The sequence below is a fragment of the Moraxella ovis genome, from assembly GCF_900453105.1.
In the GTDB taxonomy this organism is placed as follows: Bacteria; Pseudomonadota; Gammaproteobacteria; order Pseudomonadales; family Moraxellaceae; genus Moraxella; species Moraxella ovis.
Genome location: NZ_UGPW01000001.1, coordinates 1,022,769 through 1,043,031, shown reverse-complemented (window position 1 = coordinate 1,043,031; position 20,263 = coordinate 1,022,769). Strand labels below are relative to the sequence as shown.

At 45.4% G+C, this 20,263-nt stretch carries 20 protein-coding genes; 3 read left to right on the top strand and 17 right to left on the bottom strand.

Annotated elements, in window-relative coordinates; genetic code table 11:
* Positions 1-55 precede the first annotated feature (55 nt).
* The 4 genes from leuB to DYD54_RS05065 form a co-directional block, all read right to left on the bottom strand.
* Positions 56-1,126 carry a 3-isopropylmalate dehydrogenase gene (gene leuB, locus DYD54_RS05080; RefSeq protein ID WP_063514006.1) on the bottom strand — a complete coding sequence of 357 codons (1,071 nt, stop codon included), beginning with the start codon at positions 1,124-1,126 and terminating at the stop codon, positions 56-58.
* Between the two features lie 136 nt (positions 1,127-1,262).
* Entirely contained in the window at positions 1,263-1,913 is a 651-nt protein-coding gene (gene leuD, locus DYD54_RS05075) for a 3-isopropylmalate dehydratase small subunit (RefSeq protein ID WP_063514005.1), read from the bottom strand.
* Between the two features lie 15 nt (positions 1,914-1,928).
* Positions 1,929-3,347, bottom strand: a complete 1,419-nt coding sequence (gene leuC / locus DYD54_RS05070) for a 3-isopropylmalate dehydratase large subunit (RefSeq protein ID WP_063514004.1) — start codon at positions 3,345-3,347, stop codon at positions 1,929-1,931.
* Positions 3,348-3,489: 142 nt separating this feature from the next.
* Complete coding sequence (locus tag DYD54_RS05065) at positions 3,490-3,936, bottom strand: hemerythrin domain-containing protein (protein WP_218563644.1); 447 nt, start codon at positions 3,934-3,936, stop codon at positions 3,490-3,492.
* 205 nt (positions 3,937-4,141) lie between these two features.
* Here DYD54_RS05065 and DYD54_RS05060 point away from each other — a divergent pair, with 205 nt between their 5' ends.
* Positions 4,142-5,014: a LysR family transcriptional regulator gene (locus DYD54_RS05060; protein ID WP_063514003.1), complete on the top strand. Its 873-nt coding sequence runs from the start codon at positions 4,142-4,144 to the stop codon at positions 5,012-5,014.
* Positions 5,015-5,076: 62 nt separating this feature from the next.
* Here the strand turns inward: DYD54_RS05060 and ruvA are convergent, their stop codons facing one another.
* The 4 genes from ruvA to DYD54_RS05040 form a co-directional block, all read right to left on the bottom strand.
* Positions 5,077-5,706, bottom strand: coding sequence for a Holliday junction branch migration protein RuvA (gene ruvA / locus DYD54_RS05055; protein ID WP_063514002.1), 630 nt, complete (start codon positions 5,704-5,706; stop codon positions 5,077-5,079).
* A 65-nt stretch (positions 5,707-5,771) separates the two neighbouring features.
* Positions 5,772-6,809: a class II fructose-bisphosphate aldolase gene (gene fba / locus DYD54_RS05050; protein ID WP_046699943.1), complete on the bottom strand. Its 1,038-nt coding sequence runs from the start codon at positions 6,807-6,809 to the stop codon at positions 5,772-5,774.
* Between the two features lie 165 nt (positions 6,810-6,974).
* Positions 6,975-7,280 carry a hypothetical protein gene (locus DYD54_RS05045; RefSeq protein ID WP_063514001.1) on the bottom strand — a complete coding sequence of 102 codons (306 nt, stop codon included), beginning with the start codon at positions 7,278-7,280 and terminating at the stop codon, positions 6,975-6,977.
* A 238-nt stretch (positions 7,281-7,518) separates the two neighbouring features.
* Positions 7,519-8,724, bottom strand: coding sequence for a phosphoglycerate kinase (locus DYD54_RS05040; protein WP_063514000.1), 1,206 nt, complete (start codon positions 8,722-8,724; stop codon positions 7,519-7,521).
* 265 nt (positions 8,725-8,989) lie between these two features.
* Here DYD54_RS05040 and DYD54_RS05035 point away from each other — a divergent pair, with 265 nt between their 5' ends.
* Positions 8,990-9,376, top strand: coding sequence for a septal ring lytic transglycosylase RlpA family protein (locus tag DYD54_RS05035; RefSeq protein ID WP_063513999.1), 387 nt, complete (start codon positions 8,990-8,992; stop codon positions 9,374-9,376).
* Positions 9,377-9,584: 208 nt separating this feature from the next.
* On the opposite strand, the gene DYD54_RS05030 is transcribed toward DYD54_RS05035, so the two are convergent.
* The 4 genes from DYD54_RS05030 to DYD54_RS05015 all read right to left on the bottom strand — a co-directional run bounded on the left by DYD54_RS05030 (position 9,585) and on the right by DYD54_RS05015 (position 15,547).
* On the bottom strand, positions 9,585-10,022 hold the full coding sequence (locus DYD54_RS05030) for an HIT domain-containing protein (RefSeq protein ID WP_063513998.1): 438 nt from the start codon (positions 10,020-10,022) through the stop codon (positions 9,585-9,587).
* An 84-nt stretch (positions 10,023-10,106) separates the two neighbouring features.
* Entirely contained in the window at positions 10,107-13,649 is a 3,543-nt protein-coding gene (gene mfd, locus DYD54_RS05025) for a transcription-repair coupling factor (RefSeq protein ID WP_084260735.1), read from the bottom strand.
* Between the two features lie 11 nt (positions 13,650-13,660).
* Positions 13,661-14,305 carry a thiamine phosphate synthase gene (locus tag DYD54_RS05020; RefSeq protein WP_063513997.1) on the bottom strand — a complete coding sequence of 215 codons (645 nt, stop codon included), beginning with the start codon at positions 14,303-14,305 and terminating at the stop codon, positions 13,661-13,663.
* A gap of 108 nt (positions 14,306-14,413) precedes the next feature.
* On the bottom strand, positions 14,414-15,547 hold the full coding sequence (locus DYD54_RS05015; protein WP_063513996.1) for a D-alanyl-D-alanine carboxypeptidase family protein: 1,134 nt from the start codon (positions 15,545-15,547) through the stop codon (positions 14,414-14,416).
* A gap of 386 nt (positions 15,548-15,933) precedes the next feature.
* Here DYD54_RS05015 and DYD54_RS05010 point away from each other — a divergent pair, with 386 nt between their 5' ends.
* On the top strand, positions 15,934-16,575 hold the full coding sequence (locus DYD54_RS05010; protein WP_046696530.1) for a response regulator: 642 nt from the start codon (positions 15,934-15,936) through the stop codon (positions 16,573-16,575).
* A gap of 52 nt (positions 16,576-16,627) precedes the next feature.
* On the opposite strand, the gene DYD54_RS11760 is transcribed toward DYD54_RS05010, so the two are convergent.
* The 5 genes from DYD54_RS11760 to DYD54_RS04985 form a co-directional block, all read right to left on the bottom strand.
* On the bottom strand, positions 16,628-17,296 hold the full coding sequence (locus tag DYD54_RS11760; RefSeq protein WP_084260617.1) for a hypothetical protein: 669 nt from the start codon (positions 17,294-17,296) through the stop codon (positions 16,628-16,630).
* Between the two features lie 61 nt (positions 17,297-17,357).
* Positions 17,358-17,669: a hypothetical protein gene (locus DYD54_RS05000; protein WP_063513995.1), complete on the bottom strand. Its 312-nt coding sequence runs from the start codon at positions 17,667-17,669 to the stop codon at positions 17,358-17,360.
* Complete coding sequence (locus DYD54_RS04995) at positions 17,669-18,001, bottom strand: hypothetical protein (RefSeq protein WP_063513994.1); 333 nt, start codon at positions 17,999-18,001, stop codon at positions 17,669-17,671. Before DYD54_RS04995 ends, DYD54_RS05000 begins: the two co-directional genes overlap by 1 nt.
* Positions 17,994-18,698 (bottom strand): ribulose-phosphate 3-epimerase, encoded by a 705-nt coding sequence (gene rpe / locus DYD54_RS04990; protein WP_063513993.1) that lies wholly within the window; start codon positions 18,696-18,698, stop codon positions 17,994-17,996. The genes DYD54_RS04995 and rpe overlap by 8 nt, the downstream gene beginning before the upstream one ends.
* A 111-nt stretch (positions 18,699-18,809) precedes the next feature.
* Positions 18,810-20,207 carry an outer membrane protein transport protein gene (locus DYD54_RS04985; protein ID WP_063513992.1) on the bottom strand — a complete coding sequence of 466 codons (1,398 nt, stop codon included), beginning with the start codon at positions 20,205-20,207 and terminating at the stop codon, positions 18,810-18,812.
* Positions 20,208-20,263: the final 56 nt, after the last annotated feature.

Here is a 20,263-nt window from a genome sequence, read left to right as displayed (position 1 = left end):
ACTTGTTTTCACAAATCCTGTCATTGTTGTGCTGCCAGACCCTTGAGCGTCCAGCTTAAAGTTTCGCCAACACCGCCTCGCCCATCTGTGTGCAACTCACGCTCGTCATGCCAGTTTCGTGAATGTCGGCGGTACGCAGTCCGTCCGCCAGCACCGCTTGTACTGCTTGCTCTATCTGTTTGGCACAAGCCTCATCACCCAAACTGTGTCTGATGAGCATCGCCAACGACAAAATGGTCGCCAAAGGATTCGCCTTGTCTTGACCTGCGATGTCAGGTGCAGAGCCATGAGACGGCTCGTACAGCCCTTTGCCTGTCTCGTTTAGACTCGCTGACGGTAGCATTCCGATAGAGCCTGTGAGCATGGACGCTTGGTCGGATAAAATGTCACCAAAAATGTTGCCTGTGGCAATCACATCAAACTGCTTGGGGTTTTTGATAAGCTGCATTGCACAATTATCCACATACATATGCGATAATTCAACTTCTGGATATTCTTTGGCAACTTCATTAAAAATCTGTCTCCAAAGTTCGGTCGTTTCTAATACATTGGCTTTGTCCACACTACACAATTTTTTATTTCGCTTTTGGGCGGATTCAAAGGACACTTTGGCAATAAGGCGAATCTCGCTCTCGCTATATCGCATTGTATTAAAGCCTTCACGCTCGCCTTTATCGTTGGTGTGAATGCCCCGTGGCTCGCCAAAATAAATGTCGCCCGTCAGCTCACGCACAATCAAAATATCCAATCCCGATACGACTTCGGGCTTTAACGTGGACGCATTTGCAAGCTCTTTGTACAAAATCGCAGGGCGTAAATTGGCAAACAAATTTAAATCTTTACGAATTGCCAAAAGTCCACGCTCAGGACGCAGTGGACGGTCAAGGTTGTCATACTGGGGCGAGCCAACCGCCCCCAATAATACCGCATCGGCTTTTTGGCAAACGGCTTGGGTCTGGCTAGGATATGGCGAGCCGTATTTGTCATATGCCGAACCGCCCAAATAGGCGTATTCATAGCTTACGTCCAAACCATCAGCGATGAGTTTGTCGAGTACCTTCACGGCTTGGGCGATGATTTCAGGACCGATACCGTCGCCTTCTAAAATGGCAATGTGTTTTGTCATGGGATTTCCTTTTTGTACTTATTCAAGACTAAAAATATTGGTAGGGGCAAATTATATTTGTCCTATATAACATTATCATTTTGGGTGAATTGCAATTCGCCCCTACATTTATCACTAACTATCAAATTTTAAAAAATCAAGCCGTCAATTCTTTAAATACCCAAGGACGTTCTTGTTTGGCTTTTTCTTCAAAGGCTTTAATATCGTCCGCATTTTGCAAGGTCAAACCAATATCGTCCAAGCCATTTAATAAACAATGCTTACGAAATGCGTCCACTTCAAACGCATATTCTTTGCCACTTGGGATAATCACTTTTTGATTTTCCAAATCTACCGTTAATTGATAGCCGACATTATCAAAACATTCTTTAAATAATTCATCAATCTCGCTCTCTGATAAAATCACAGGGAGCATACCATTTTTAAAGCAGTTATTATAAAAAATATCGGCAAAACTTGGAGCAATCACAGTACGAAAACCGTATTCGTTCAATGCCCAAGGAGCGTGTTCACGGCTAGACCCACAACCAAAATTAGCACGGACAAGCAAAATGGTCGCACCTTGATAACGCTCTTGGTTTAGCACAAAATCAGGGTTTTTTGGGCGTTTGGCAATGTCCTGCCCCAAATACCCTTCGTCCAAATAACGCAACTCGTCAAATAAATTATCGCCAAAGCCTGTGCGTTTAATGGATTTTAAAAACTGCTTGGGGATAATCAAATCGGTGTCCACATTGGCACGGTCTAACGGAGCAACAATGCCGATTTCAGTGGTGTATTTTTTCATCTTTTATTCCTTATCTCAAAACGTCCGCACGTCCACAAAATGCCCTGCAATTGCCGCCGCTGCTGCCATAGCAGGACTGACAAGGTGCGTGCGACCGCCATTGCCTTGACGACCTTCAAAGTTACGGTTACTTGTACTGGCACAATGCTCGCCTGATTGCAATTTATCAGCATTCATCGCAAGGCACATAGAACAACCCGGTTCACGCCATTCAAAGCCTGCTTCGGTAAAGATTTTATCAAGTCCTTCTTGCTCGGCTTGCTCTTTAACCAAACCCGAACCTGCCACAATCATCGCTTGCTTGATACTTGGGGCGACCTTGCGACCCTTAACGACTTCTGCCGCCGCACGAATATCTTCAATGCGTGAGTTGGTACACGAGCCGATAAACACACGGTCAAGCTGAATCTTTGACAAGGGTTGCCCTGCTGTTAGCCCCATATACTGATAGGCACGAGTCCAGTCGTTACGCTGAACGTCATCTTTCGCGTCCGCTAGGGTTGGCACGTTTTGGGTAATGGGAATGACCATTTCAGGCGATGTACCCCACGATACCTGTGGCTCAATCTCATCGCCATTTAGTACAATCACCGTATCAAAATGAGCGTCATCATCAGAATGCAAAGTGTTCCAATAAGTGACCGCACGCTCCCAATCATCGCCTGTTGGGGCATAGGGGCGACCTTTGACATAGTCAATCGTCTTATCATCCACCGCCACAAGACCGACTCTAGCACCGCCTTCAATCGCCATATTACACACGGTCATACGCCCTTCAATGGACATATCACGGAACACCTGTCCACCAAATTCAATGGCGTGTCCTGTTCCACCTGCCGTGCCGATTTTACCGATGATAGCAAGCACAACGTCTTTTGGGGTTACGCCTTTGCCTAATTTACCGTCCACTCTCACCAGCATATTTTTCATTTTCTTTTGCACAAGGCACTGCGTGGCAAGGACGTGCTCCACTTCACTTGTGCCGATACCGTGAGCCAAACAGCCCAACGCCCCATGCGTGGCGGTATGGCTATCCCCACACACCACCGTCATCCCTGGTAGGGTCAAACCCTGCTCAGGCCCAACTACATGAACAATGCCTTGGCGTACGTCATTGATGCCAAATTGTACGACATTAAACGATTTGCAGTTGTCATCAAGGGTCTTAACCTGAATGCGAGAGGTGTCATCAGCAATCCCTGCAATGCCTTGTTCACGCTCTTTGCTAGATGTAGGAACGTTGTGGTCGGGCGTTGCGATATTTGCCGACAGTCGCCACGGCTTACGGTTATTAAGCTCCAAGCCTTCAAAGGCTTGGGGAGACGTTACTTCATGTAACAGTTGGCGGTCAATATAAATAAGTGATGAACCGTCATCACGTTGTTTGACCAAATGGTCGTCCCAAAGTTTATCGTAAAGGGTTTTGCCTGCCATATCATACTCCTATGGTCTGGGTATTTATTTGGTTTTATGTGATTATATCACATCTTTTTTATAAAAATAATTTATAATTTTTATATTTTAATTAATTTATTAGAATATATAAGAGCCATTCTATTAGCTTAATTTCAATAAATTAACGATTCTTGGCATATCTTTTGACGCGATCATCAGACGCATCATAGATCACCTTTAATTCAGCTTCGCTTAATACCGTCTGCGCCTTCGCAAACACTTCACGCTCCTCAAAGCGGATATGATCATACAATGCCCAAGCCAGCGCCTGCACATCAGACACGTCGGGCTGCTTTATGCCCATCAAGGCTTCAATCTCATCGTGCTGCTTTAGCATCTCTGTAGCGAGCATCTTCGCTTCGTCTTCATTGAGCTTGGCGAGTATGACATCAGCAATATACGTCTTCTCAACTTCAAAGTGGATTGGAATCCGTATGGTCAGATAATCTATCAACGCCTGCCAATGCATCATATAATCTGCTTCGTTCGCCTGCATCGCCTTATTACTAATCACCAGTCCAAGATGATGCTCGCGAGATAATGGCTGTAAATACGGGTGTCTTTTCATCGCACTATCCAATTGCGTAAGATGTCATCATCATATCATTATTCAGGCAGCTTTTGGTGGTTTTGGTGACAGTCGATGAATTTTTATACAACATCGCGCATTCTTTGATAAAAATTTACGTAAATTTAATAAAAAATCAATTTTTTTATTTATTTCCAAACTTTTTTTTATTAAAATAAACCAAATTTATTTGATACTTATTATTATGAACACCATAAACCTAACCACCTTCGTCACCGTCATGCAGACCGGCAGTATCTCTGGCGCTGCCGAGAAGCTTTTTATCACCCAGCCTGCCGTCAGTAAGCGCATCAAGAACCTTGAGAGTGAATTTGGCGTAACGCTGTTTGACACCGTGGGGCGCGGCATCATCGCCACTCCTGCTGCACATGATCTATTGCCCTACGCCAAAAGATGGCTTGAAGATTATGAATCTTGCCGTGCCAGTCTTCAACACTCAAAAGAAACCGCCAGCGGCAGACTGGTCATCGGCACCAGCCATCATATCGGGCTGCATCACCTAGCACCCGTATTGAAGCAATTCATTCAGACCCATCCTGCGGTACAGCTCGAAGTGAAATTCATGGATTCTGAAGAAGCGCATAAAGCGGTACTTGAAGGTGAAGTCGGCTTGGCATTCTTGACCCTGCCGCCTACTTATGACCTGCGTTTGAATTACCATACGTTATGGTCAGACCCTCTGTATTTCGTGACTGGCACACTAAGCCCACTCGCCCAAAAAAGCGACGTCACGCTACTACAATTAGCGCACCACCCCGCCATTCTGCCCGCGGCGAATACCTTTACCAGTCAGATTACCCTATCAGAATTTAACCGCCACAATCTACGCCCCTACGCGACAATGACCACAAACCCACTCGAATCGATTCGAATGTTGGTCTCTATCGGGCTTGGTTGGTCTGTACTGCCAGAAACCTTGATTAATCACGAACTAGTTAAAATTGACATGGCTGAAGATTTTGAGCTACAGCGTCATCTAGGTCTGGTTACCAACCCGAATCTTACGCGCTCCGCCAGCACACAGGCACTCTTAGATCTGCTATCCATCAGCGACTAAATACAAAAAGACAGAATAAGATATTCTGTCTTTTTGTTAATGAACAATTATTACACCAATGATTAAAAGCCTGATAGCTGTTTTAATGATGCTTTTAGCAGACTTGAGATATTCACATCATCCAGACCAAGCTGAGCTTGCTTGATGGCGTTTTGAGCTTCTTTTTCTTTATAGCCCAGCCCGATTAAGGCGCTTTCAACCTCTGCGATGATCTGCATTTGATTATCCGCCTGCAGGCTTACATCAAAGAACTCACCCTGTCCACTAATCTCGCTGATGTCTGAGCCGAATTCTAGCAGTTTGCCTTTTAGCTCGATGATCAGACGCTGAGCGGTCTTTTTGCCGATGCCTGGAATGCGCACAAGTGCCGAATCGTCCTCGTGCTCAACAGCGCGCTTTAATTCACCTGCTGATAATGTCGATAACATCGCAAGTGCCATCTTCGCACCAACACCGTTAATCTTGATGAGCTTTCTAAAGACATCGCGATCTTCTTTTGTGCCAAAGCCATACAGTAGCTGCGCGTCTTCGCGAACATGCAGATGCGTATAGATGCTGGCCGGCTCATTTAGGCTAAGTTGGCAGAATACAGGGATGGGCAATTCAATCTCATAACCCACACCACTTTGAGTCATCACACACACTAAGGGTGCATTTAGATAGCATACCTCGCCTTTGATTAATCCAATCATATTATAGTCCTAATATCAATAAAATAAGGGCGCAAATCATTACGCCCTTATTTGATGAGTTGAAATTATTGATAATATTCAACCATTTTTTCAAGAGAAATTGGGCGAATCTTGCTGGCATTACCCGCTGCACCGAATGCTTCATAGCGTGCCACACAAATCTCCTCCATCGCCTTCATTGATGCTGCTAGGTATTTACGAGGATCGAATTCAGCAGGATGGTCGTTTAGGAATTTACGAATTGCACCCGTGCTGGCTAGACGTAGGTCGGTATCGATATTAATCTTACGAACACCGTGCTTAATGGCATCTACCAACTGCTCAACTGGCACACCATAAGTCTCACCGATGTTACCACCGTTCTCATTGATGATCTGTAGCCACTCTTGTGGTACTGAGCTTGAGCCGTGCATTACAAGGTGTGTATTTGGCAGTGCCTCATGAATCTCTTTGATACGGTCGATCGCTAGGATATCGCCTGTCGGCGGACGAGTAAATTTATAAGCACCGTGTGAAGTACCTACCGCGATCGCCAACGCATCGACATTCGTATCAGCAACGAACTGACGTGCTTCTTCAACAGAAGTCAATAGCTGGCTGTGATCAAGAACACCTTCTGCGCCCACACCATCTTCTTCGCCAGCCATGCCAGTCTCAAGACTGCCTAGGCAGCCGATCTCACCCTCTACCGATACGCCGCACGCGTGCGCCATTTTAACCACTTCACGAGTCACGCTCACGTTATAGTCATAGTCAGCAGGCGTCTTGCCATCTTCACGCAGTGAGCCATCCATCATCACCGAGCTAAAGCCAAGCTGGATAGAACGTTGGCAAACGGCTGGGCTGGTACCGTGGTCTTGGTGCATTACTACAGGGATGTGTGGCCATTCTTCAACCGCAGATAGGATAAGGTGGCGCAAGAATGGCGCACCCGCATATTTACGAGCACCTGCTGATGCTTGTACGATAACTGGTGAATCGGTCTTGTCTGCTGCCATCATGATGGCACGCATTTGCTCTAAGTTATTCACGTTAAAGGCAGGCAATCCATAAGCGTGCTCGCCTGCATGATCAAGTAGTTGGCGCAATGATACTAGTGCCATTATTATCTCCTAATGCGATAAATCTTCTAAAATCTAACTAAAAATACCAAAATTTCAACAGGATGCATTATAACAAATTATCATATTATCGCCTAGTTGATTTTTGGAAATTTTATAACTTGCAATAAAAAAGCCCAATCAAGTTGAGCTTTTTTATTCATCAGATCAGTACTTTTGATCTTCTGGAACTTTTGCTTCTGCACTATCAGCGTTGGTCACGGCATCCGCTATAGCACCAACTTCTTTGGCTGCTTCAGAAGTCTTATCAGCAGCAGTTTGTAAGCCAGACTTAGCTGCTTCTGCTACATTCTGTGCGGCGGCTTCTGCTTCTTTAGCTACTGCAGCGGTGTTCGCTGCGATATCAGTTTTGGCAGCATCGGCTGTCTCTGCAGCTTTGTCTTGAGTGTTTTGACTGCAAGCTGCCAAAGCAAATGCACCGATAACAGCAGTAACGACAAGTAATTTTTTCATAAGAATTCTCTTTAGTTAGTTATTGGTTTTTGTGCATGGTTATTTAGATAGTTTATAGCATCATTCAAAAATGAACAGTCAATTTAATCATGACTTGCTTTTAAGCTTCTAATGAGCACATTACTAAAAAATAATGCCTTTAGTTTAGCCTTGTCAAATAAAATTTACAAGGCCAAATCTGACAAACGCAACAAAAAATAACAATTCGTTGGTAAACAACAAAGGTTCGCTTAGATGATTAAGCATTCGCCTCATCTAGAGCCTTAATGGCAGGCAATGCCTTACCTTCGACGAATTCTAGGAACGCGCCGCCACCTGTTGATAGATAGCTGAGATCATCTGCCACGCCATATTTATCAATCGCGGCCAATGTGTCACCACCGCCTGCAATACTAAAGCCTGCACTGTCTTTTACTGCTAATGACAGAATTTGCGTGCCTTTACCGAATTTATCAACCTCAAAGACACCCACTGGTCCATTCCATAAAATAGTCTTAGCGCCCTTGATGGCATCTGCGATGACGTTGGCACTATTTTCTGCTACATCTAAGATCATCTCATCATCAGCGATGTCATTGACAGACTTGGTGATTGCATCCGCCTTTTCTAAAGAACCTAAGAAATCTTCAAAATCAATCTGAGACTTCTTAGCAACCACGACGTCGGTCGGCAATAGAATGTTCGTCTTCGTCATGATGGTCTTGGCAGTATCAATCAGATCCGCCTCATATAAAGACGCACCCACGTTCACGCCTGTCGCTGCCAAGAAGGTATTGGCAATACCACCGCCCACCACGATGCTGTCACAGATGTCAGCCAGACTTAATAGAACATCCAGCTTGGTTGAGACTTTTGAGCCACCAACAATGGCAAGCACAGGCGCGTCAGGCTTATCCAGTGCACGAGATAATGCCGACAACTCTTCTGATAGTAGATTACCTGCGCACACAGGCTTACCTGCCGCTGCCGCTGCGCGAATCACGCCCTCGGTTGAGGCTTGGGCACGGTGCGCGGTGCCAAATGCATCCATCACGAACACATCACACAGATCAGCGTACTGCTGTGATAGCGACTCGCTGTTCTTTTTTTCGCCTGCGTTAAAACGAACATTCTCAAGCAAAGTAATCTCACCCACCTTAGCATCGACGCCTGAGCTTAGATAATCTTTTGAGAAGTTCACAGGACAACCCAACGCCTTGGCAAGGTAGTCCGCCACGGGTGCTAGCGAATATTTCTCTTCAGGTTCACCCTCAGTAGGACGACCTAGATGTGAACAGACAATGACCGCCGCACCTTGGTTGAGTGCGTCTTTTAGGGTGGGCAATGCCGCCTGCAAGCGTACATCACTGGTAATCATACCATCTTTAATTGGCACGTTCAAATCCTCACGAATCAGTACACGCTTACCCGATAAATCCACATCCTTCATTGATAAAACTGTCATGTCTATCCACCTTGTTAAGTTATATTGACTTAGGATTTTCACCTAAAATTACCATATTTTTGCGCGAATTATTATAAACAATTCACTACCACCCTGCAACAAATACACCAATAATTTGCTAGGCGCAGATTTAGCTTTCACAAAATCGTGAGTATTTTAGCCCAATCCATCTAAAAGTTATCATTTTGTAAAGACAAAGTAAAGCTGTGGCATATCGCTTGCAAATACAGTATAATGAGCGTCCATTTTAACCAACAAGGTATTTATGCGAAATTATTTTGGTGCTTTTTTGGCAATCATGCTTGCCACACAAGCCGCTCATGCTCAATCAACGACTGCATCTTATTATGCAGACAAGTTCAACGGTCGCAAAACCGCCAACGGTGAAACGTTCAGCAACCAAGGCATGACCTGCGCATCGAACCAATACAAACTTGGCGCCTATGTGGAAGTAACCAACCAAAAAAATGGCAAATCCATCATCTGCAAGGTTAATGACCGCATCGGCAAAGCAGGTCGCATCGACCTTACCAAAAATGGCTTCTCCCAGCTTGCGCCACTGTCTCAAGGTCTGGTTAAAGTTACTGTAAAACCTGTTCAAAAGAGCCAGCCTAAGCAAGAAGAACAAATTAGCTTAGCCTACAACGAATAATCACCCACATAAAAAATCCCCAACCGAATGATTGGGGATTTTTATTACCTATGAGAAAGTATTGTTTTATAAATCACGTGAGTACTAAGTAGTTAAGATTGGAATGGCAAAAAGCCCCGTTTAGGTAACGGAGCTTTAATGGCAATATATTTAGTAGTATGTATGACATACTCTTAAAATAATTTAAGACCAATCAACAGCTTAAACCTTAAACACTCATCTTCCAGTCAAAAGGCATTTCATGATGTCCGCGCAGCGCCATCATCAAGGTCTGCTGCATGTGCTGTAAGACTTCTTTGGTATAAGGAATTGCAGGCACGCCCCATACAGGGTCCGGCCAGCGACTGTCATTTTGGTAGCGGACGATGTGATGAAAATGCAGCTGTGGTACTTGGTTGCCCAATGCTGCTACGTTCATTTTATCCGCGCCAAAGATTTTAGCCATTTGGCTAGATACCCAGCTTGACTCACGCAAAAACTGCACTTGATCAGCAGGTGATAGCTCGTAGATTTCTTTAACGCCCGACACACGTGGCACAAGAATCAGCCAAGGAAATTGGCAATCGTTCATCAAACGAACGGTAGATAATGGAAAATCCCCCACCAAAAACGTATCTTTGGCTAATGTTGGATGTAGTTGAAACATTACTTTTCTCTTTTAATTAATCAAATCTTATAAATTGTGCTATTGTAACATAAAATTTGGGGTGTGTTGAGTATTTATAGCAAGCTAGCTTTTATCTTTTGATGAATTACCACTCAGATAACTTAATAGCTCAAACACCGCATTCGTCCGCCCCACCACGTCTTTTTCGTCTTTAAAGGTGTATTTTAGCCCTGTCGCCCCGTTCATGCGATAGCCGTCATTAGACTGAATGAGCTTGATAATCGCCAAACCGTCCACAGGCGTGTCCGCTTTAAATTCCATACTAAGCCCATGAGCAGTTACGTCAATTTTGCTAATGCCAAGCGGTATGCTTTGCACTCGCATTTTGTGCACCAAAAACAAATTGGCAAGGGCGGTCGGCATCGCCCCAAAACGGTCTATCATCTCGGCACGCATCTCATTTAGCTCGTCCACCGTCTCGGCATTGGCGATACGCTTATAGCACAAAAGCCTCTCATGCACGTCCGCCAAATAATCGCTCGGTATCAAGGCAGACGCATGAATGTTAATATCACTCACCAAGTCAAGCGGGGTCGCTAGACTTGGCGTGTTGCCCGATTTTATCGCCTTTGTGGCACGTTCTAGCATATCCATATACAGCCCAAAACCAATGGTCTGCATATTGCCCGACTGCTCCTTGCCCAAAATCTCGCCCGCCCCACGAATCTCCAAATCTTCGCTCGCCAGCATAAACCCTGCCCCAAGCGTATTGGCTCGGCTAATGGCATCAAGGCGTTTTTTGGCATCAGCCGTCAGCCCCTTAATGGACGGCACAAACAAATAACAATACGCCTGATGATGAGACCGCCCCACTCGCCCACGCAGTTGGTGCAACTGGGCAAGTCCAAACTTATCGGCTCGGTTGATGATAATCGTATTGGCATTTGGCACGTCAATGCCTGTCTCAATAATGGTACTGGCAACAAGCACGTTGGTTTTTCTGTGATAAAAATCACTCATGACATCGTGGAGTTCTTTTTCCGCCATTTGCCCATGAGCCACGCCCACACGCACCTCAGGGATAAGCTCGGACAAGTTCTCCGCCGCCGTGTCAATGCTCGCCACGTCATTGTGCAAATAATACACCTGCCCCCCACGCAAAATCTCACGCAAAATCGCATCTTTGGTCGTCTGCTCACTCTTTTCAGCGACAAAAGTTTTAATGGCAAGCCGTCTGGCAGGCGGTGTGGCAATGATAGAAATGTCCTGCATACCCGATAATGCCATGTTCAGCGTGCGTGGAATGGGCGTGGCGGTCATCGTGAGCGTATCCACGTCCGCTTGCATGGCTTTGATTTTTTCTTTGTGGCGTACGCCAAAACGATGTTCTTCATCAATTATCATCAAGCCCAGATTTTTAAATTTGACATCATCTTGCAAAAGCCTGTGCGTACCGATGACAATATCCAACTTACCATCTGCTAGGTCAGCCAGTACCTTGTCTTGGGCTTTTTTGCCAACAAAACGAGACAGGCTTTCCACCTTAATCGCCCAATCAGCAAATCTGTCCTTAAAACTGTCCTCGTGTTGCCCCGCCAGTAGCGTGGTTGGCACAAGCACCGCCACCTGATAGCCTGCCTGCACCGCAATGAATGCCGACCGCATGGCGACCTCTGTCTTGCCAAAACCCACATCGCCACAGATAAGCCTATCCATGGGCTTAGTCTGTTTCATGTCAAACATCACCGCTTCAATGGCACTTTGCTGGTCAGGCGTTTCGTCATAGGCAAAGCCACTGGCAAACAGCTCATAGCTTGCCATGTCAATGTCAAAGCTAATGCCCTGTTTGGCGTTACGGCGAGCTTGCACATTTAACAGCTCCGCCGCCACGTCATAAATGTCAGTCAAGGTCTTTTGACGTGCCTTGTCCCACTTGCCTGAGCCAAGTTTTGACAATTGCACCGCCTCGCTATCGGTACCGCTATACCGCCCAATTAAAGCAAGATTGGTAATCGGCACATAGACGTTGGCATCATCGGCATATTTGATATGGATAAATTCCTGCTCACCCTCACCCACGTCAAGCACGACAAGCCCCTGATACCGCCCAATGCCATAGGACAAATGCACGACAAGCGACCCCTCGGTCATCTCGCTTACCGACTTTATCAAAAAGGCTTGGGATAAGGCATTTTGACGTTTGCGTTTGGTAGTGGCGACCACTCGCCCAAAAATTTGGGTTTCGCTAATGACACAAAAGCCTTGATTTTGCTTATTTTTTAGCCATAATCCACGCTCTATCGGGGCAACAGTTAAGGCAATTTTTTGGGTAAATTTATCCAAATCCGCCAAAAACCCACCAAAATCCGCCACCGTATCGCTGTCAAGTTTGCCTTTTAATAATTCTAAAATAATCTCACGGCGACCTGCACTTTCACACACCAATAAAATCGGCTCATCACACGCCCCCACAAAGTCCAAAAACTCGCCCAACGGTTCGTCTTTTTGATGATTGATTGGTAAATTGGGGACGGTGTGGGCGGTAAATTGACAAAATAAGGTCAGTGAATTTTCTTCATTACCAAATACTGCCCTTGGGTAAGTTTTTAAGGCTTGAAAAAATTCATTGCTTGGCAAATACAAATAATCGGGGGGCAAGATTGGCACGTCCTTATCAAACGCCCGAGAATGATAGCGTGCGTTTACCTGCTCCCAAAAGTCGTGATGATGAGCGGACAAATTGTCATCACAGACAACCAGCGTATTTTTGGGCAAATAATGAAACAGCGTACCTGTCGTCTGCCATTCGTGCAAGTCAAAAAATAGCGGTGCGTAATACTCCACCCCAGACGGCTGTATGCCATTCATAACGTCGTTATAAAATTCCACCTTGCGAGCGGACGCATTGGGGAATAGGCTGGCAAAATTCTGGCGGAACGTCTCTTTGTCGTCTAAGTCAAATTCACGGGCAGGCAGTAGGCGAAAACTTGCCACTTTGGGCGATTTTGGGGCGGTTTTGTCGTCAAATACGCCGTCTTTTTTGAGCTTATCAAGCTCTTCATCGGTTACGGTTCGCTGAGTATCAGGATTAAAAAATTTAATCGTTTCTATTTCATTGTCAAATAATTCTAAACGAAACGGCAAGGCTTGCCCCACCGCAAAAATATCCACAATGCTCCCACGCACGGCAAATTCGCCCGCCATATAGACGTTATCCACCGCCTTGTAGCCCGCCTTGGCAAGGCGTTCACGCTCATGCTCTATGTCAAAGGTGTCGCCCACATTCAAATCAAAAAACCGCCCCAAAAGATAGCTTGGCGGTGTAATTTTTTGCATGAGTGTCTGCACGCTCACCAGTAGCACGCCACTTGTCGGCATATGCGTCAAAAGGTCAATCCGCTCGGAAATAATGTCTTGGTGTACCGACAGATTGTCATAAACAAGCGTCTCATAATCAGCAAACACATGGGCGGATATGCCAAAAAAATGCAGTTCATCGGCAAGGCGTTGCAACTCGCTTTGGGATTGGCAAATGACCAAGGTCAAATCCGTGCTGTCTTTGGCAAGGGCAGCAAGCCACAGGGCAAAACTTGTGTCCGCTTGGGTGGTAAAGTGGGTGTGGAGGTTGGGTGTAAAACCAGGCGTGTGAATCTGAATGTCTGTCATGATAATATAGGTTACCAATTTTGCAATTTTAGTTGCCATGCTCGGCATTTGGCGGCGATGGTATCACTACTGTGTGACATGATGTCTGCCGTCACTGCGATGTATTCTAGTGGCGTGCCTGCCAACCCATCTCTAAGCTGATAGGCGTTATCAAGTGCGATGCCACCTATTACGCATAATGGCAAGCCTAGATTGGCGGTTTTTTGAAGTGTCGGAATGGATACCAGCCCTGCTTTTGGCTTGGTCAAAGAGGCAAACACGGTGCCCATCGCCCCATAGGTCGCACCTTCTTTTTTGGCCTGCTTGAATAATGCGATGTCCGAATGGCAAGTGCGACCAATCACCACATCATCGCCTAAAATCTCTCGTGCCACCGCCACACTGCCGTCTCGCTGCCCCAGATGCAGTCCCGTACAAAAATGCGATGCCAGCTCCAAATCATCATTCATCACCACATCGACATCATATTTATCCGCAAGGCTGACCAAAAGCTCAGCTTCTTGGTAAACTGTCGCCAAGTCATATTGTTTAAGCGTTGCCTTTCGGCGGATCTGCAGTAGCGATACCACGCCTGTGTCTAATGCGCGTTCTAATTTATCTATGAGTGTTGTAATCTCATCATCATTGGTGAGTAGGTAGAGTTTTGGGCTTGACATAAGGCATTTTAATCATAAAAAATCACATCATTATAACGTAAATTACCAACACAAAAAAGCCCAGATCCATAAATCTAGGCTTAATATTCATGCTCAAATCATCAGCTATTAACGACGATAAGCAAGCTCAGTCAAGATGTTCTCTGCGTCATTCCAGCGAGACTGAGAGGCGTTAGCACCAAGTAGAACAATAACCGCCGGCTTGTTGTTCACATGCGTCTCCATCACCACGCAGTAACCCGCCTCACGGATGAAGCCAGTCTTAGACACACCAATAGGATGACCACCTGAGCGTACCAGACGGCTGGTATTGTTGGCTTTGTATGTTCTGTTACCGCTGTTAAAGTTGGTGATGTAAAAATCATAACTAGGCGCAGTTGAGAAGTTGCGAATCAGCTGATAGCGACCCTCTTCACTAACTGCTTTCATCATCTTCACGAGGTCATTGGCAGAAGAGATATTGCGAGGATCTAAACCTGATGAATCAGAGAAGCTAGTCTGATACATGCCTAGGCTGGTAGCCTTGTCATTCATTGCATGGATGAATGCATCATAGCCACCTGGGTAAGTACGAGCAAGAGCTTTAGCAGCCGGATTTTCTGATTTCATCAGCATCATTAAGGTGAACTCTGAGCGGCTTAGGCGGTCACCTGCGCGCAGGTTCGTACTTGCTTTTTTGGCGCCCACAAGGTCAGATGGAATAATGGTGATGTCTTCACGCATGTCAAGCCCAGCATCCAAGACAACCATTGCAGTCATTACTTTGGTCACAGAAGCGATAGATCGGGTTGCATCGATGTTCTTAGAATAAATCAGATCACCTGACTGAAGATCTAGCACCGCCACCGCTGATGAATTGGTGCTAATAGCAAGCTGATCAAATACAGGTGCATTGTAATGACTAGCATTGACCGTATTCATGGTGGTGACTGGTGTCACAGGAGCGGCAGGCGCGGTGTAGGTTGGCGTATTATACGTTGTCTGAGTAGGCTGTGAACGATAGCTAACGGCAGGAACTGTTGCTGGCGTGATGGTTTTGGTGGTTTTTACTGTATTGCTAGGCGGTGGTGTAGGTACAGCACGAGTGACTGTGGTGGTTACCACTGGTGTGGCACGAGTAACAGTCACGGTGCGTTGGTTGCTGCTATCTACAGTGAACGCACCTGCTGAAGCACCTGAAGTCATTAAAGTCAAAACAGCAATCTGAGTACTGGCACGTTTCATTAATTTAGCATTTTTCATGATAAATCCTTAACTATGGGCGACCACTCGCCTATTGATTCGCCGCACTTTTGTGATGAAACATCTTAGAAAAGCACAAGCGACACCCTTGGGTATTTATTAGATTGTCTATGCAATCCACCCAAAATAAAGACAGTTTTTGATATCTTTATTCTAACACATCAAATTGTCTGATGTGTGAAAAAACCGTATATTTTTCCCAAAAATCTCCAAAAATACCCCAAAAGATTAGTAATATTGTAAGTAATTATAACAGGTAATTTTCTGGTAATAATTTGGTTATTTTTCAATAAAATTGATGAATCTTAAAATCTGTAATATTTAGTTGTAATCATTACAAATTATGCTAAACTTTCAAAAAATGAAATAACATCCAAGGAACACACATGTCGATTAAAGTGCTGGTAGTCGATGATCATGATTTAGTGCGCATGGGTATTGCGCGAATGCTTGATGATGATGCTCAGATCGAAGTGATCGCTGAAGCTGACAATGGTGATGCCGCGGTTCGACTTGCGCGCCAGCATCGTCCTGATGTCGTGCTGTTGGATGTCAACATGCCAAATGTGGGCGGTGTTGAGGCAACTCGCCGCATCAAGCAGATCGATCAGAACATCAAAGTACTCGCCGTGTCCAGCTTATCAGCACAGCCTTACCCTTCAATGCTACTAAAGGCAGGTGTCAATGGCTACATCACCAAAGGCACACCACTCGACGAGATGATTCGCGCCATCAAAAAGGTGCATGGCGGCGGTAAGTACTTTAGCCACGATGTCGCCGAACAACTGGCCGATACCGTACTTGGCGAACAGGCGGAATCACCTTTTGATGCGCTGTCTGAACGCGAAAAACAAGTTGCGATGATGGTTGTGAATTGCCAAAGCGCCCAAGAGATTGCCGATCAGCTGTTCGTTAGCGTTAAGACTGTGAACACCTATCGTTATCGTATTTTTGAGAAATTGGGTGTTAATAGCGACGTTAAGCTCACACATCTTGCTATCAGACACGGACTCATTGAGGCCAATTGACCAACCGAATCGCTCAAACAAAAAGCCACAATCCGTGGCTTTTTTATTTATATTAACTATAATGAGTCGGCTGTTCGTCATAGATGTGAGCGTGCCATGAATTCATTTGGCGCTGCATGACAGTAGCGATGGCGGCATGAATCATGTTCTGACCGACATTCTGGATCTCATCTTTACCAATCATTGCCTTCACTTGCTCTGAGAAATGAATGGTTACCATCGGCTCATCTTCATTGCCCACTTCCTGCAAAGTCAGCACGCCATCTTCACGCTCAACAAATTCTAATATCGCCTCTTTTATCATCATCTCACTATCAACTCGCTCTTTGATAAGGCTTTTTGCAATGGGTTTTTTGTTGGCGGTAGATGATGACAAGTTAGCATCTGCGCTATCGGCCTCATCATCGGCGACTTTTGGTTTAACTACCTTTCTTGGGCGACCGCGACGACGCTTAGGCAGGTCTTGGTCACTTGATTCGGCAGCCAAACCATCTACAGACTCACTTGAGGCATCGTTAGATTTCTTGATTCTTTTTCGTGATTTTTTTGGTACAGACTCTCGAACATCATCAGAATTATCTGTATGGGTAACTTCTTCCTGATTTTTTGTGCTAACGGCGTTATTTTCTTGATGTAATTTTTTTTGAAGTTCTTCTTCAATGATGGCCTCAGCCTCTTCTATCAGACGCTTAATCAATTCATCATCAGCTTTATCAAACATCGACCACTCCAAAATTTTGCAGTTATAGCTATAATAGAGACAATGGCAAAATTTTCAAGTCTTAACGCCAATAGCGAAGCTTTGCCATCATGAATAAAAATGAGACAAACATGCCAAGATAGTACGCCATCTTAAGGTCAAAACTGCGATCGCGGTATTTGATGGGTGCTGCGGCCAAGGCAGTAAAGGCAGGAATAAGAATCAGACAGATGACCCAATTTTCAAGCACATGCAGCCAACCTTGTAGGCGATTACCTTGACCTAGGCGAAAACCTGACAGTCCAATCAGCATCACCAAGATGAACAAGGTTGCGATTAAGCCTTTTGGGATGTCTTTGGGTACGATTCCATCAGGAATGAGACGACCTAACATTAGCTATACACTCCCATGATGGACAGCAAGGAGACCGTGGATAACAGCCAGCCTAACGTCCACGCATTACGCGGATGAATGGCAGCTTTACCTATTTTGTTCAGTACTACGCTACCAAGCCAAATCAAAGCTGGCATGACAAATAAGAAAAAAGGCACGACCTTAATCGCATGACTCAGCACGTCATTCACATCATCACCCGCCATCAGACGAAAGCCATACCCTGCCAAGCTTAGTACAAGCGATGCAACAAATAAAGAGATGCTCACACCCAAAGGGATGACGCTTTTTGGCGCAATGTTGGCATCGCTTGAATTGTGTTTTTCAATCATTAGATTCCTTCGTCTGCACTAAGGCAAGTTCTGCACGCATCTGATCGATGACAGCTTTATAATCAGGCTTATTAAAAATCGCCGAACCCGCCACAAACATATCCACGCCTGCATCCGCAATCGCACGGATATTATCAGGATTGACACCACCATCAATCTCTAGGCGAATGTCAAGTCCACGCTCGTCGATCATCTTGCGAACTGCGCGCACTTTATCAAGCGTGCCATCAATGAACTTCTGGCCGCCAAAACCAGGATTGACACTCATGATAAGAATCTGATCAAGTTTATCGATGGTATAATCCAAGTAATGCAGTGGCGTGGCAGGGTTGAAAACAAGTCCGCATTTAACACCTGCATCTTTGATGAGTTGTAGACTGCGATCAATGTGCTCGCTTGCTTCTGGGTGGAACGTGATGATGTCTGCCCCCGCCTTGATAAATTCTTCGATCATTCTATCCACAGGCTTCACCATAAGATGCACATCAATCGGCGCGGTGATGCCGTAGTCTTTTAAGGCACGGCAGACCATCGCCCCAAAAGTCAAATTTGGCACATAGTGGTTGTCCATGACATCAAAATGCACCACATCCGCCCCTGCGTCTAGTACGGCTTTTGCGTCATCACCCAAACGGGCAAAATCGGCTGATAAAATGGACGGAGCGATGAGAAATGGTTTTTGGGGTAGAATTTTCATATTAGATAATAAAGTTAAAATTTGGCTTATGATAGCAGATTTTTACTTATTTTAAAAATAAAAAACAAGCCAAAACATCTGCTTTGACTTGTCTTAAACATTTTGCCATGATTATTTTTGCTGATAGGCTAGCTTCACACCTGCGATAAACCCATCATTATCGTCAAATTCGCCGACGGTAGTACGAGTTGGCAACTGCGCTGTAGCATCGCCAAATTTCAAGTATTTAGCGCCCAAAGAGAATGACCATTCTGGCGTAAAGTTATAGCGACCACCCAAGCCGACACTGTAATAGCCTTTAATTGGCCCTAAACTGCTGGCAGGATTGCCCGCGCCACTGTCGTAACCAACACTACCAGATACCGCCACTTTATCAGAGAGCTTCTTAGCAAGACCCAATTCACCCGACCATTGATCTTTGCTATAATCAATGATAGGTAGTGAATTACCGGTGCTGACACGGGTCGCATCACCATATGTTGGTGGACGAATATCAAAATCAGACCAAGGTACATAGCGAACTTTAGCAGTTAATAATGTAGTTGGATTAATGCCAGTTTGGAAGTCTAAGTTCCAAGACTCTGGCAGGGTTACACTAAAATCACGTGTAGCTACACCAGCAGCGCCTAGTGCGGGCATTACTTCAGAGATGCTACTTTCATGCTCAATCTCAGAACGATAGGTAAGCGCCGCTTTTAAGGCAATTTCTGGCTTACTATAAGCAATACCCGCCGCCCAACCGTATGCAGTATCAGTTGAGATTTTTGCATCATAGCCTGTTGCAGCTTGGTATGCCACACCGCGCAAGTGAACCTCACCCTTTAAACGCTGTGCAACAGGACCGCCATAGATTTGGAAATTTTTATTAGTGCCAAATTTTGCACCCAAAAGACCGGTAATATTATTCGTGCGAATTTCTACATTGGTTCCTTGTCCACTCTGCGCTTCAGCTGTGGTTGCCGCATTAATTGCCCCGCCCAGCTGACGTGCAGTCGCTGCAGCAGATGCACGCTGTCCTTGCAACGCAGTAGTATCACCACCTGCTGCTTCTGTTTGCGCGATGGCGGCTTGCAATTGATCAATACCAGCTTGTGCTTGAGCAAGGCCTGCTTGAGCGGCCGCCAAAGTTGGCGCCCTTCCACCTGTTAAAGCATTTACAGTTGCATCGCCACCTTCAGTAATAAAATTACTGCTGCCAAAATGATCAACTGCCGCCCCAAAAGGCTCATCATAGAGAATACCCACGCTAAATGTGTCATTAATGTCCGTTTTTACCCCATAACGGAAGAAATCATAAGCTTCTGCAACATCCCCCGTTGAGCGTCCACTGTTATCCTTGCCGGATATATCCGCATCGATATAAGTATAGACCGCCTCAGCATATGTACCATCCTGCAAAAACGCTGATACATCCTGACCCGAGCGATCAAGACCTGCCGCATGCGCTGAGCCAATCGCCCCAATAGAAGCGACTGCAACGGCAAGCGTTGTATAATTAAATTTAGACATCGTCATTCTCCAAGTTTGTCCTTGTTTTGGGTTTTATTCACCAACCCGTTGATACG

Bases quoted from the DNA above. Each gene is read 5' to 3' on its own strand.
- leuB (WP_063514006.1), bottom strand. From the start codon at position 1,126: ATGACAAAACACATTGCCATTTTAGAAGGCGACGGTATCGGTCCTGAA.
- leuD (WP_063514005.1), bottom strand. From the start codon at position 1,913: ATGAAAAAATACACCACTGAAATCGGCATTGTTGCTCCGTTAGACCGT.
- leuC (WP_063514004.1), bottom strand. From the start codon at position 3,347: ATGGCAGGCAAAACCCTTTACGATAAACTTTGGGACGACCATTTGGTC.
- DYD54_RS05065 (WP_218563644.1), bottom strand. From the start codon at position 3,936: ATGAAAAGACACCCGTATTTACAGCCATTATCTCGCGAGCATCATCTT.
- DYD54_RS05060 (WP_063514003.1), top strand. From the start codon at position 4,142: ATGAACACCATAAACCTAACCACCTTCGTCACCGTCATGCAGACCGGC.
- ruvA (WP_063514002.1), bottom strand. From the start codon at position 5,706: ATGATTGGATTAATCAAAGGCGAGGTATGCTATCTAAATGCACCCTTA.
- fba (WP_046699943.1), bottom strand. From the start codon at position 6,809: ATGGCACTAGTATCATTGCGCCAACTACTTGATCATGCAGGCGAGCAC.
- DYD54_RS05045 (WP_063514001.1), bottom strand. From the start codon at position 7,280: ATGAAAAAATTACTTGTCGTTACTGCTGTTATCGGTGCATTTGCTTTG.
- DYD54_RS05040 (WP_063514000.1), bottom strand. From the start codon at position 8,724: ATGACAGTTTTATCAATGAAGGATGTGGATTTATCGGGTAAGCGTGTA.
- DYD54_RS05035 (WP_063513999.1), top strand. From the start codon at position 8,990: ATGCGAAATTATTTTGGTGCTTTTTTGGCAATCATGCTTGCCACACAA.
- DYD54_RS05030 (WP_063513998.1), bottom strand. From the start codon at position 10,022: ATGTTTCAACTACATCCAACATTAGCCAAAGATACGTTTTTGGTGGGG.
- mfd (WP_084260735.1), bottom strand. From the start codon at position 13,649: ATGACAGACATTCAGATTCACACGCCTGGTTTTACACCCAACCTCCAC.
- DYD54_RS05020 (WP_063513997.1), bottom strand. From the start codon at position 14,305: ATGTCAAGCCCAAAACTCTACCTACTCACCAATGATGATGAGATTACA.
- DYD54_RS05015 (WP_063513996.1), bottom strand. From the start codon at position 15,547: ATGAAAAATGCTAAATTAATGAAACGTGCCAGTACTCAGATTGCTGTT.
- DYD54_RS05010 (WP_046696530.1), top strand. From the start codon at position 15,934: ATGTCGATTAAAGTGCTGGTAGTCGATGATCATGATTTAGTGCGCATG.
- DYD54_RS11760 (WP_084260617.1), bottom strand. From the start codon at position 17,296: ATGTTTGATAAAGCTGATGATGAATTGATTAAGCGTCTGATAGAAGAG.
- DYD54_RS05000 (WP_063513995.1), bottom strand. From the start codon at position 17,669: ATGTTAGGTCGTCTCATTCCTGATGGAATCGTACCCAAAGACATCCCA.
- DYD54_RS04995 (WP_063513994.1), bottom strand. From the start codon at position 18,001: ATGATTGAAAAACACAATTCAAGCGATGCCAACATTGCGCCAAAAAGC.
- rpe (WP_063513993.1), bottom strand. From the start codon at position 18,698: ATGAAAATTCTACCCCAAAAACCATTTCTCATCGCTCCGTCCATTTTA.
- DYD54_RS04985 (WP_063513992.1), bottom strand. From the start codon at position 20,207: ATGTCTAAATTTAATTATACAACGCTTGCCGTTGCAGTCGCTTCTATT.